Source organism: Phytoactinopolyspora mesophila, assembly GCF_010122465.1.
GTDB lineage: Bacteria > Actinomycetota > Actinomycetes > Jiangellales > Jiangellaceae > Phytoactinopolyspora > Phytoactinopolyspora mesophila.
In genome coordinates, this window is sequence record NZ_WLZY01000003.1 from 72,262 (window position 1) to 84,856 (window position 12,595).

The following is a 12,595-nucleotide window of genomic DNA, read 5'->3' on the forward strand; positions in this document are numbered from 1 at the left end:
TCGCCAGAGCGACCGGATCCTGCTCACGATCACGGGAGTGACGGACGCTACATTTGGTCACATGCCCGACGTTGTGTGGAAGCCAGAGCCGCAGCGGGTTGCCGCCAGCCGGATCGCGCGGTTCCGGGACTGGCTACGGCACCAGCGCGGTATCGACGTCCAGGACTACGACGAGCTCTGGCGCTGGTCGGTCTCCGACCCCGGAGCGTTCTGGGCCGCGCTGGCCGAGCATTTCGACGTGATCTTCCACGATCCGCCGGTGGAGGCCTTGCCCGAGCGCACCATGCCGGGCACCCGCTGGTTCCCGGGCGCGACGCTCAACTACGCCGAACACGCTCTCCGGCCGGGCCCAGGCAAAGACGACGCCGACCCCGCCATCGTCTTCCGGCGCGAGGACGGGCTGACCCAGCGGCTCAGTTACGGCGAACTTCGCGCGGAGGTCGCGGCGGCCCGCTCAGCATTGAGCCAGCTCGGTGTCGGCCCAGGAGACCGGGTGGCCGCCGTGGTGCCGAACTCCCCGGAAGCCCTCGTCGCGTTCCTGGCGGCAGCCAGTCTGGGAGCCGTCTGGGCCTCGTGCTCGCCCGACTTCGGCACACGCGCGGTGGCCGACCGGTTCGCCCAGCTCGAGCCCACGGTCCTGGTCGCTGTCGACGGGTATCTGTACAACGGCCGCGCCTTCGACATCCGCGATACGCTCAGCCAGCTCCAGCAACAACTTCCCAGCCTACGAGCCACGGTGATCATCGGGTATCTGCCGGACAATGCGGACGGCTCCGCCGGCTCTCTACCGCCGGACTCGCTCAGCTGGGCCGCACTGCTGGACGCTCACCGCGGCGCGGCACTCGGCTTCCATCCCGTCGCGTTCGACCACCCCCTGTGGGTGCTGTACTCGTCGGGCACCACCGGGCTGCCCAAAGGCATCGTGCACGGGCACGGCGGGATCACCCTCGAACACCTCAAGGCCATGGCGCTGCACTTCGATGCCGGGCCCGGGGACCGCTTCTTCTGGTTCACCACCACCGGATGGATGATGTGGAACTTTCTCGCCTCCGGACTGCTGGTGGGCTCCACGGTGGTGCTCTACGACGGAAGTCCTGCGCACCCGGGCATGTCAGCGCTCTGGCAGCTCGCCGAGGAAGAGAAACTCACGGTCTTCGGCACGTCCGCCCCGTTCATCCAGGCATGTTTGAAAGACGATCTCTCGCTGGCGCGGTTCGATCTCGCTCACCTGCGCACGGTGGGTTCCACCGGAGCACCGTTGTCAGTCGACGGTTTCCGCTGGCTGGCCAGCAACCTCGGCCCGGCCGTGCAAATCGCCAGCTTCTCCGGCGGCACCGACCTGTGCACCGGATTCATCGGCCCGGCACCCGACGTGCCGGTATGGCTCGGTGAGCTGTCCCGGCCGTCACTCGGCGCTTCCGTTGCCGCCTATGACGAGTCCGGACGGCAGGTAGTCGGGCAGGTGGGCGAGCTGGTACTCACCGAACCGATGCCGTCCATGCCGGTAGCATTCTGGAACGACGCCGACGGCTCTCGCCTCAGAGACGCCTACTTCGCCGAGTTCCCGGGCGTATGGCGGCACGGCGACTGGATCACCATCACCGACCGCGGATCAGCGGTGATCCATGGACGCAGTGATTCCACGCTCAACCGCGGCGGCGTACGCATGGGCACGGCGGAGTTCTACCGTGTCGTCGAGGCACATCCCGGCGTCGCCGACTCGCTCGTCATCGACACCTCTGGAGCAGCGGACGACGAAGGGCGTCTGCTGTGCTTTCTGGTCCTCATGGCCGGTTCCGAGCTCAGCGACGTCGAACCCGAACTACGGGCCACACTGCGGCGTGAACTCTCGCCCCGGCACGTGCCGGACCGCTTCGTGGCGGTGGAAGACATTCCTCGTACGCTCAACGGCAAGAAATGCGAAGTCCCGGTCAAGCGCATCCTGGCGGGGGTGCCGCCCGAGAAGGCTGTCAGCCGCGAAGCCCTTCGCAATCCGGCGGCGCTGGAGCCGTTCCTCACCCTGCGGTAGGGGCGGCGGCGTCAGAGGCTTCGGCGCATGGAACCTCTCCTCGCCCAGCAGACTCGGTCGGAGAGGGGCTCCGCCATCGGCCTCCCTCGCTGAGGCCCACCACTCCATGGAGAGGTTCCATGCGCCGAAGCCTCAGTGGGCGCCGCGTACGCCGGCTCGCCACTCGACATGCGCGCCGCCTATGGAGCGACTTCCATCTCCCGGACAGCGGTTATCAAAAGCTCAGTGGGCGCCCCGGACACCGACCAATGAAGCGACGCGGCGCCGAGCCGTTGCCATACGGCGCGCCACTCGGTACGAGCGGCTATTCAAGATACGTTGCAGCCTGCCCTCGACCTTGGCCAGTCTGGCCTCCGAACGTGCCAACCTGAGCTGTAACTCGTCGATCTCTGTGCGCAAACGACCCACCTCGCTCTCAGAACTCCCGCCCGTCCGCATGCTCGGCACCACCGCTGCCGAGCTGCTGCGGTTGAGCAAGCCATCCGCCCCGTTACCCCGTGGAGGCGTGTGTACCGGTGCCAACTCGGTCATCACGCCGTAGTCACTGTTACTTTGACGCACGGACCTGACAATACGCAAGACCATCACAATCTGTGAAATCTTTGGTCACACTCTGAGATGGACGCTGGTCAGAAAGATCGTTCTCTGACAAGATACCGGGCGTGGACCGGGCGTCAAGAAGGTTGTCGATCAAGCACCTGGCGGCCGGACACCGATTGCGCAGTGCCGGGCTAGGTGTCGCCCGGCCTTCGGCTACATGTCCTCGAGGCTGAAGACGTCCTCGCCGACCTCGAGGAACTTCGAGTACGCGGCAATGACCTCTTCCGGCTCACCCTGCATCTTCACCTCGCCCTTGTGCAGCCAGATGCACTCGGAACAGAGCTTCTTGATGCTGCGCATGGAGTGGCTGACCAGGAACATGGTGCCGGCGTTCTCAGCGACCTCACGCATCCTGCGGGCGGCCTTCTGTTTGAACTTCGCGTCGCCGGTGGACAGGGCCTCGTCGATCAGCAGGATGTCCGGGTTCAGGTGCACAGCGACCGAGAACGCCAGGCGACTGTACATCCCGGACGAGTACGTCATCATCGGCATGTCGATGAACTCGCCGAGTCCGGCGAACTCAGCGATCTCTTCGTACCGCTCATCCAGCTCGTCGCGGGTCATGCCGGCTGCCAAGCCACCGAGTACGACGTTCTCCCGGCCGGACAGCTTCCGGTTGAACCCGACGCCCAGCGCAAGCAGCGTGCTGACCCGGCCGTGCACCTCGATCCGGCCCGTACTGGGCGGCAAGATACCCGCGATGGTGCGCATCAGCGTCGACTTACCGGCGCCGTTCGAGCCGATGACACCGATGCTCTTGCCGTGGTCTACCTGGAAGGACACATCGGTCAACGCCTGGACCTCGTGCACCTCGCGCTTGCCGCGGCCGAGGCGGCGCAGCGCGGATTTGAAGGTCGGCACCTTCTCGAACGTTGTCCGGTAGGTAACCGAGACATTGTCGACCCGCACCGCTGGGTTCGGCGTTTCCGCAGTGGTCACCATGCTGGCCTCAGAGACGGACGGCAAATTCGCGCTCCCTCGACATGAAGAACAACGATCCGACGATGAACGCCACCACCGCCCACGACGAGCCGGCGATCCACCACGCCGCCTCGGGGATTTGGCCCCGCACGATCAGATCCGTCCACCCACCCAGCATGGAATACAGCGGATTGATATGCACGATCCATTCCGGGATCCCCAGGCTTCGCAGCTGGCTGAGCGGCATGTCCGGGAACCAGAGAATAGGTGACAGATACAGCCACATCCGGACCATGTACTGCAGGAAGTTGCCGATATCGCGGAAGTACACCTGCATGGTCGCGAAGATCATCGCCATACCGGTGCCGAACAGCAGCACCATCAGGAAGAACGCCGGCGCGATCACGGTCTGCCAGTGCAGCGGACGGCCGAAGCCGAGCAGGATCACGAAGGTGATGACCAGCGTGGGCAGAAATTTGATGAAGGCGGTACGGACCTCGGCCAACGGCAGCAGCAGCCGCGGGAACGACATGTTCAGCAGCAATTTTCCGCCACCGACAACGCTCGAGGCACCCTGGCGCACACATCCGGAGAAGAAGAAGAACAGGAACAGCGCCGTGCTCAGGTGCGTGAAGCGCGCGATGCCCTCCTCGAACGACGACGCGCCACCCCGGATGATCATCACGAGCAGGAAGTAGACACAGGCCAGCAGCAGCGGATTGATCACCAGCCAGATCTGCCCGAAGAACGTGTTGACGTTGTCGGCACGGATGCTCGCCTTCGACATCTCCGACGCGAATGGCCGGCGCTGCCACAACGCTTTGAAGTACGGCCGCAGCCGGGGCAGCCCGGCACGGTGCGGCTCGTAGACGTGTACCGACGAGGTGAATTCCTCGTCGAGCCGAGTGGCGTTCATTGCCCAGCTTGCCCTTCCACGTCATACACCTGCCATTTCTCGCCGTGCGTCGCCCGCCGCGTGGCGAACCTGGTCAAGAGTAGACGACCGGCCGATGATCACGCTTGCCGTCTCCTTCGATCCTCGGTGTTCCGATGCCCACATTCCACATGCGGGCCCTCGGAGCAGTCTGTTCAATTCCAACATCCTCAAAACCACTTCGTCACAGGTGGATCGGTTGCACAACCAAGATGATCACGGCGAGCGCCACCACATACACGGAGAAGTAACGGAATCGCGCCTGGTAGAGCAGCTTCAGCACGGCCCAGAGCGCAACGGCGCCCACGCCGGCTGCCATGACGAAGGCCACGGCGTAAGCACCGGCGTCGATAGTGATGGTGAGATCATCGTCACGGACGACGTCCAGAGTCTGCACCATCATGGCGGACAGGATGGTCGGGATCGCGATGAAGAAGCTGTATTCGGCCGCCAGCTTGCGGTGCATACCAAGAAGCAGGGCCATCGCGATGGTCAACCCGCTGCGGCTGAGCCCCGGCAGCAGTGCCGCCGCCTGGGCCACGCCGATTCCGATAGCCACCCACACCGTCAGGTGCCGGGCATCCCGCCACAGCGGCCCAGCGCTGTCGGTCCACCAGAGGATCGCACCGGTGATGATCAGCGCTACCGCGATGACCGCGGGGTTGGCGAACACGTCGGTTCCGAACGCCCGCACCACCAGCCCGAGGACGCCCGTGACGCCAACGGTGATCACGCCTAGCCAGGCCAGACGCAGATAGTGAAGGTCGCCGATCTTCCGCTTCTGCCCCCGCCCCAAGCCGCCCCGCCGGTGGCTTCCTCGCTTCGGCGGACCGATGATCACGTAGCGCAGGTCGGTGATGATCCCCGCTGTCACACGCATCAAGCTGACCCGCATGACCAGCACAATCGAGACGAGGGTGCCGACGTGCACCAGGATGTCGAAGAGGATCATCTCCGGAGAATCCGGATCGGGGATGGCCGATCCGTGATCCAGGAGCCAGTGCTGGGTCAGCGCCAGGTGGCTGGTGGAGCTGACCGGGATGAACATGAACAGGCCTTGCACCACTCCCAGGAGAGCGGCCTCCCACAGCGTCATCCGCCAGCGCTCCTGGACCGGGCTGGGCCGGTGAGAAAGCCGGCCCCCCAGCTGAGATGGACCGTCATGAGCACGGCCGGAAGCCAGCAGCGTGCCCGTACCGGAAGGCCGCGTCCGATCGCGACGCTCGCGGCGAGGGCACCTGCCGCGTAGCCACCAGGCGCCAACCAGCCCAGGCTCAACCACCCCGGCGCGCCGAACATTGCCGCCAAGCCGGCCAGCGTGCCGACCGCCGAGGCGATCAAGACCACCGGTGGGGCAAGGTACCGTACGCTCGCGGTGTCCGGATACTTCCGCACGACCTCCCGCCGCCACTGACCGGTACGGAGGAACTGTTTGGCCAGCGCCCGCAGGGTCGGCCGCGGACGATAGGTCACGGTCAAATGGGGGGTGAACCAGACGCTTTCCCCATCCGCCCGGATCCGGTAGTTGAGCTCCCAGTCCTGAGCCCGGACGAAATGCTCGTCGTACCCGCCCAGGCGCTCCAGCACATCACGGCGGAAGACGCCGAGATAGACGGTGTCTGCCGGGCCCTCTGGACCTCCCACGTGGAACCGTCCGCCGCCGAGACCTAGCGTCGAGCCGTAGGCACAGGCCACGGCCCGCTCGAAGTCCGTGGTGCCCTCCGCGTGCATGATGCCGCCCACGTTGGCCGCGCCGGTCTTCTCGAGGACCTCGACGGCGGAGCGGATGTAACCCTCGGACAGCAGGCCGTGGCCGTCGACCCGCACGACGATCCCGTGACGAGCCTCGCCGATCGCCGCGTTGAGTCCGGCCGGAGTTTTGCCAGCGGGGTTGTCGACCAGCCGGATCCGGGTGTCCCCGGCGGCCAGGTCGGCAGCGATCTGCGCCGTGCGATCCCGCGACGGCGCGATAGCCAGCACCACTTCCATCTCACCCGGATAGTCCTGGCTCAGCACTCGCGCGACGGCGTCGGCCAGGTGCCGCTCCTCGTCGCGAACCGGCATGATGACCGAGACGGCAGGCCAGCCCGCAGCCTCATCGGGCTGGCCCCCGTGAGCTGGTGTCTCGCTGGCAGATTGAGGCTTGTGCATGTCGCGAGCAGATTACCCGTTCGAGATCGCGGCACCGGCAACGGCCCTCTCCGACCGCTTACTCGTACGAGCACACCGATGAGACGTCGGTGAGGGCGTCCTCGTCTTCGGGTTCGCCGCTGCCCGCGGACTCTTCGTCGTCGGATGCCTCGGCTGTTGTGTCGTCAGCGTCGGTCTGGTCCGGCGCCGGGCTCGGGCCGCTGCCGGACCCGGCGTCTCCCGGCTGGGTCTCGTCGGTGCCGGCCAGGGAGACGTCGTCGTTGGGGCGGCCCACACCGTCGAGAAGATCAGCGGTCTGCTCCGCGATGAGCGCGAAATCGGGATCGGCCGGAACAACAAGCGGTGGCACGAGCTGCAAGCTCATCAGTTCCTGGCCGCGTGCATCGAATGCGAGATCGACCAGGTTGCCGAGGTCCTCGCGGGGAATGTCCGTGGTCACCATGTCCGCCGAGGCGTCGGCCAGCTCGAGGAAGTTCACCAACACGTTTCGGGGATCGGCCTCGTTCATGAACGCGCCGAGCACGCAGCGCTGCCGGGCCATCCGGTCGTAATCCGACGTGCTCTCGCGAGAACGGGCGTACCAAAGTGCGTGGTAGCCGTCGAGTTCCTGCACCCCGGTTTCGAGCACCCGGCCCTTGTCCCCGATCGGCAACTCTTCTTCGACGTTGATGGTGATGCCGCCGAGCGCGTCGACGAGGTTGCGGAAACCCATCAGGTCGACCGCAACGTAGTAGTGCATCTTGATACCGAGTGTTCCTTCGACGGCCTGTTTGACGGCGGTGGGGCCAGGCCCCGACGGACCGTCGAACAGTTCCGGGTTCGCCTCGCCGTAGGTCCAGCTGGCATTGAGCAGGTACTCCGAGCGGTCGCCGTCGCCGGAGAATCCGTCCGGGAACTCGGCTGCCGCGGGCGTGCCACTGGGAAAGCGCGCCTTCTCCAGGTTGCGCGGCAGGCTGATCAGTGCGGGCTCGCCAGTCAGAACGTCGACCGAAACCACATGGATGCTGTCCGGGCGCGTCCCGTCGCGGCCATCCCCGGAGTCCAGGCCGAGCAGCAGGATGTTCAGCCGCCCGTTGCTCGCCGCGGCCACCTCCCCGGAAGGAAACATCGAGACCACCATGTCGTGGGCGGCCTCCGCATATCGCGCGGCGACGACGAACGGCGTGGACACGAGCACTGCGACAACCAGCGTCGCTGCCACCATGATCAGCCGATGCTTGCGGTTCAGGCCCGGCGGATGGCCGAGCCTCCATGCGTCGATGATGATCAGCACCCAGGCCAGAGCCAGCATGAATGCCAAGATCTGGAACGACGTCAGCAGCCAAGGACGGACCGCCATCTTGGCGAGATCGTTCATCGATGTGCGCCAGGCGACCAGCAAGACGATGGCGATCACGGCGCCCCACGCGTAAAGCGCGACCTTGCCGACCTGCCGATTGCCTTTGACGAGCTGAGCACTGCCCGGTGCCACCACGGACATACCCAGCAGTGTGATGGACCGCCGGAAACGAGTGGCCTCGGCGCGCTGCTCACGGACCGAGACCCGAGGCCGCCGAGCAGGACGACGTGGATCACGGATCGATCCCCGTGTCCGTGTCGTCGGCGCCATACCTGTCCCCCAAGGAACGTGTCACACCGACGCCCCCGTAGCGCCAGCATGGCCAGTATCACCACGAAGAGCCGCCGGATTGGCGACGGCACGCCGAGTGAACTGGCACACCTCCTGTCACATCAGTCACAGGACATCATGACCGGCGGTGTTGGTGATCACGGCTTGACCACTACCGTGACTTGGTGATTACCATATCGTCACACGACTCAGCCGCATGGCAGCCGCGGGCGCGGCGTGTCGCTCCCCAGATGCCCGTCGCCGCATCGTCAGTGGGCATGGGCATACCCACTCACTCACGTAGCCGGAATTTTGACGGTACGTCTGGAGCATTTCGCCACAAGAAGCAGGTACCGTTCACACCGTGAGCGAGCACCGCAGCCAGGGTGAGCGAGGCCACGACGCACCGTTGCCGGGTCCCGTCAAGGTGACGACGTACACGTCGGGTAACGTCCCCGGCGTGTCGTACAAGGGTGGCTACGCACATAGCCCACGCGACGAAGACGAAGCTGCCCCACCGGCCGCCGCGGCGGCTCGCCAGGGCGCACCAGGCGGCACCCGGGTCATGCCCGCTGACCGCGACCATCCGGCGTCGGCACCGCCGCCCGCCAAGCCCCCACGTAGCCGGAGGTCTGGCGGCCGGCCCAAGAAGCGCCGCTCGGGGTTCGGGCGGTTTCTGCGCTGGTTCCTCGCGATCATCCTCGTCATCGCCATCGCGCTGACCGGGCTCATCTGGTTCATCTGGTCACGGATCGAGAAGGTCGACGCGATCCCCGACGACCACGGCTCCGCCCGCTCCGACGGCCAGGTGTTCCTGGTGGTCGGCTCCGACCGGCGCGACGACCTCGACGAGGAAGAGCAGGCTGAGCTCGGCACCGGAACCGCAGAGGGCGAGCGCGCCGACACGCTCATGCTGTTGCACCTCCCGAACAGCGGCCGTCCGGCCTTGATCAGCGTGCCGCGCGATTCCGTCGTCGACATCCCTGGGCATGGCTCCGGCCGGGTCAACGCCGCCTTCGCCTACGGCGGCCCCGCCTTGCTCGTCGAGACGATGGAGGCCAACACCGGTGTAGCTATCGACGACTACGTGCAGATCGGCTTTGGCGGTTTCGCGCAGATCGTCGATGCTCTGGGCGGGGTGGAGATGTGCCTCGACGAGGCCATCCAGGACGAGAAGGCGAAGATCGACCTGCCCGCGGGGTGCCAGGAGCTCGCCGGCACCGACGCGCTTGGATTCGCCCGAGCCCGCTACTTCGATCCGCGAGCCGACCTCGGCCGCGTCGAACGCCAGCAGGAGCTCATGGCGGCTATCGCCGACGAGGCGCTGTCTCCCGGCACGCTTCTCAACCCGATCGAATTCACGCGCACCGCTTTAGCGGGGGGCAACGCGCTGATCCTCGACGAGGGCACCGGCCCGCTGGACATGTACAGGTTCATCCGCGCCATGGGCAGCATCGCTGGCGGCTCCGGCGACACCCTGACCGTCCCGCTCGGCCGGGTAGGGAACACCGTCGACTGGGATCCGGCCGCCGCCGGTGAGCTCTGGTCGGCGCTGCAAGAAGGCCGGAGCGTGCCCGAGAACCTCCTCGAGTAGGCCCTAGATGATCATGTTTGATCATCTAGGGGGAGCGGCGGTTAGGGGCGGCCTAGGCCGCGGTAGGTCCATCCAGCAGCACGCCACGCGTGGTCGTCCAGACAGTTGCGGCCGTCGAGAACCGTGCGGCTGGCCACGACGTCACCCACCACCGCCGGGTCCAGCTCGCGGAACTCCGGCCACTCGGTCAGGTGAAGAACGACGTGCGCTCCCCGGCACGCATCCAGCACAGATTCGGCGTAGGTCAACGTCGGGAAAATCCGGCGCGCGTTGTCCATGGCCCGGGGGTCGTAAACCACCACTCCCGCGCCTTTGAGGTGCAGCTGACCGGCGACGGTCAATGCGGGAGAGTCACGGACGTCGTCCGAATTGGGTTTGAACGCAGCGCCAAGAACCGCGATGCGCCGTCCGATCACCGAACCTCCGGCCAGATGACGGGTCAGGTCGACGACCCGATCTCGCTGGCGCAGGTTGATGGCATCGACCTCGCCCAGCAATGTGAGGGCATCGGCCACGCCGAGCTCACCGGCTCGGGCCATGAAGGCCCGTAGGTCCTTGGGCAGGCAACCGCCCCCGAAGCCGACGCCGGCGTTGAGAAACTTGCGGCCGATACGGTCGTCGTGCCCCATGGCATCGGCGAGCCGGGTCACGTCGGCCCCGGTCACCTCGGCGACTTCGGCGATCGCATTGATGAAGGAGATCTTGGTGGCCAGGAACGCGTTGGCGGATACCTTGGCCAGCTCGGAGGTCGCCAGGTCGGTGACCACCACGGGGGCGCCGTCGGCGATCATCGTCGCGTGTAGTTCACGCAGCACCTTCTCGGCCCGGTCCGAGGCCACCCCGAAGACAAGCCGGTTCGGATGCAGGGTGTCCTCGATGGCCCGGCTCTCCCGGAGAAACTCCGGATTCCACGCCAGCTCGGCCTCGGCGCCGACGGGCGCCAGCTCTGCCAGCCGTTGCGCCAGCTGTTCGGCGGTACCGACCGGCACCGTCGACTTCCCGACGACCAGACACGGCCGGGTCAGATGCGGAGCCAGCCGCTCGAGGGCTTCATTGACGTACTTCATGTCGGCACCGAGTCCGTCAGCCAGCTGCGGTGTGCCCACACAGATGAAATGGACGTCCGCGTCGGCGACGTCAGATATCGAAGTGGTAAACCGCAGCCGGCCGGTGCCGATGTGCTTGGCCACCAGTTCTTCCAGGCCAGGCTCATAGATTGGCGGAATCCCGGCCGCGAGGCGGGCTATCTTTTCCTCGTCGTTATCGACGCCGACGACGGAGTAGCCCAGCTCAGCCATACACGCCGCGTGAACGGCGCCAAGGTAGCCAGTGCCGATGACCGAGATATGCATACGCACGAGACTAACGGACGCCCGGCGCGGCACCAGCGCGGCAGCTCGCCCGACGCTCGCGACCGATGCCGGAGCTCGGCAGCCGCTGCGGGACAGCCCGCATGACAGGTTGATCTGCGCCACACAAACGGACACACTCATGCCACCATGACCGTGCCTGCCGCCTCGTACCGCAGCGTTTTCGCCATCCCCGAGTTCCGTAAGCTCTGGGCGGCGCATGCCCTCTCGGTAGTAGGCGATCAGCTGGCGCGTGTCGCCATCACGATTCTGGTCTACGAGCGAACACGGTCGGCCGGGCTCGCGGCGATGACCTACGCGCTGACGTACCTTCCGGACTTCATCGGCGGTGCGGCGCTGGCCGGACTGGCCGACCGGTTTCCCCGGCGCACCGTCATGGTGAGCACAGACCTCGCCCGCGCCGGCCTGGTCGCGCTCATGGCCGTTCCTGCCGTGCCATTGGCGGTACAGGCCGGGTTGCTCTTTGCGGTGCAACTGCTGGCCGCACCATTCGCCACGTCGAGGCAGGCCATCTTGGCCGACATGCTGCCCGGTGATCGGTTGACAGTGGGGCTGGGGGCGATATCGATCACCTCCCAGGCGGCATTCGGGGCGGGATTCGCGCTTGGCGCCGTCCTCGTCGCCCAGGTGGGTGTTGCGGCCGCGCTGCTCATAGACGTGCTCACGTTCCTGATCTCAGCCGCGATCATCCGTTCGGGCATCCGTCTCTACCGGCCCGTAGCGCCCGACGGAGACGACAGCCGTCCGCCAGGCCATTGGCAGACGGTGCGGGCCGGGTGGTCCGTCGTGGCCCGGAGCGCACGGCTGCGCACGCTGCTGGCGATTGCCTGCTGCTCAGGCTTCTACGCCGTTCCGGAAGGTCTGGCTGTGCCCTACGCCGAGCAACTGGGCGCGGGAACGGCGGCCGTCGGGTGGTTGCTCGTAGCGAACCCACTGGGCACGGTGATCGGCATGGCGTTACTCCGCGCCATTCGACCTGATCGCCGGCTCGCATTGCTAGGTCCGATGGCGGTGTGCAGCAGCTTGGTGTTGCTTCCCACCGGGTGGTCACCCGGCCTCGCCATCACGGTGTCGCTGTGGACACTCAGCGGACTGTTCTCGGCACACGACATCGTCACTCAAGCCACGTACGTGCGAAACGCTCCGCCCGAGCGGCGTGGACAGGCAATAGGTGTGGCAATTGCCGCACTCCGCGCAGCCCAAGGGCTAGGGATCGTACTCGGTGGCGTCATCGCCCAGCTCGTGAGCCCAGCAGTGACAATCGCGGGCGCGGCCGCGCTCGGCACCGTGGTGACCGCCATCGCGGCGTACAGGTGGACCCGTGCCGTCTCGTCCCGTCCAGATCCGCCCGGAACGAGACTCACGAGTTGACCGAAATCAGCACTAC

9 protein-coding genes are annotated in these 12,595 nt (G+C 66.3%); 3 read left to right on the forward strand and 6 right to left on the reverse strand.

The window, feature by feature from the left end; translation table 11 throughout:
• Positions 1-61 precede the first annotated feature (61 nt).
• Complete coding sequence (locus tag F7O44_RS10175; protein WP_162450149.1) at positions 62-2,029, forward strand: acetoacetate--CoA ligase; 1,968 nt, start codon at positions 62-64, stop codon at positions 2,027-2,029.
• A 753-nt stretch (positions 2,030-2,782) separates the two neighbouring features.
• Here F7O44_RS10175 and F7O44_RS10180 read toward each other — a convergent pair.
• From F7O44_RS10180 to F7O44_RS10200, 5 genes are all read right to left on the reverse strand, one after another.
• Positions 2,783-3,595: an ABC transporter ATP-binding protein gene (locus F7O44_RS10180; RefSeq protein WP_222851239.1), complete on the reverse strand. Its 813-nt coding sequence runs from the start codon at positions 3,593-3,595 to the stop codon at positions 2,783-2,785.
• Positions 3,579-4,466, reverse strand: a complete 888-nt coding sequence (locus F7O44_RS10185; RefSeq protein ID WP_162450150.1) for an ABC transporter permease — start codon at positions 4,464-4,466, stop codon at positions 3,579-3,581. The genes F7O44_RS10180 and F7O44_RS10185 overlap by 17 nt, the downstream gene beginning before the upstream one ends.
• A gap of 202 nt (positions 4,467-4,668) precedes the next feature.
• A complete protein-coding gene (locus tag F7O44_RS10190; protein ID WP_162450151.1) occupies positions 4,669-5,580 on the reverse strand; it encodes an undecaprenyl-diphosphate phosphatase in 912 nt (303 codons plus the stop codon).
• Positions 5,577-6,635, reverse strand: a complete 1,059-nt coding sequence (locus F7O44_RS10195) for a glycosyltransferase family 2 protein (protein ID WP_162450152.1) — start codon at positions 6,633-6,635, stop codon at positions 5,577-5,579. Before F7O44_RS10195 ends, F7O44_RS10190 begins: the two co-directional genes overlap by 4 nt.
• 58 nt (positions 6,636-6,693) lie before the next feature.
• Complete coding sequence (locus F7O44_RS10200) at positions 6,694-8,115, reverse strand: LCP family protein (RefSeq protein ID WP_162450153.1); 1,422 nt, start codon at positions 8,113-8,115, stop codon at positions 6,694-6,696.
• A 493-nt stretch (positions 8,116-8,608) separates the two neighbouring features.
• Here F7O44_RS10200 and F7O44_RS30215 point away from each other — a divergent pair, with 493 nt between their 5' ends.
• Complete coding sequence (locus tag F7O44_RS30215; RefSeq protein ID WP_222851240.1) at positions 8,609-9,838, forward strand: LCP family protein; 1,230 nt, start codon at positions 8,609-8,611, stop codon at positions 9,836-9,838.
• Positions 9,839-9,879: 41 nt separating this feature from the next.
• Here the strand turns inward: F7O44_RS30215 and F7O44_RS10210 are convergent, their stop codons facing one another.
• Entirely contained in the window at positions 9,880-11,196 is a 1,317-nt protein-coding gene (locus tag F7O44_RS10210; RefSeq protein WP_162450501.1) for a nucleotide sugar dehydrogenase, read from the reverse strand.
• 141 nt (positions 11,197-11,337) lie between these two features.
• On the opposite strand from F7O44_RS10210, the gene F7O44_RS10215 reads away from it, so the two are divergent.
• Complete coding sequence (locus F7O44_RS10215; protein ID WP_162450154.1) at positions 11,338-12,579, forward strand: MFS transporter; 1,242 nt, start codon at positions 11,338-11,340, stop codon at positions 12,577-12,579.
• Positions 12,580-12,595: the final 16 nt, after the last annotated feature.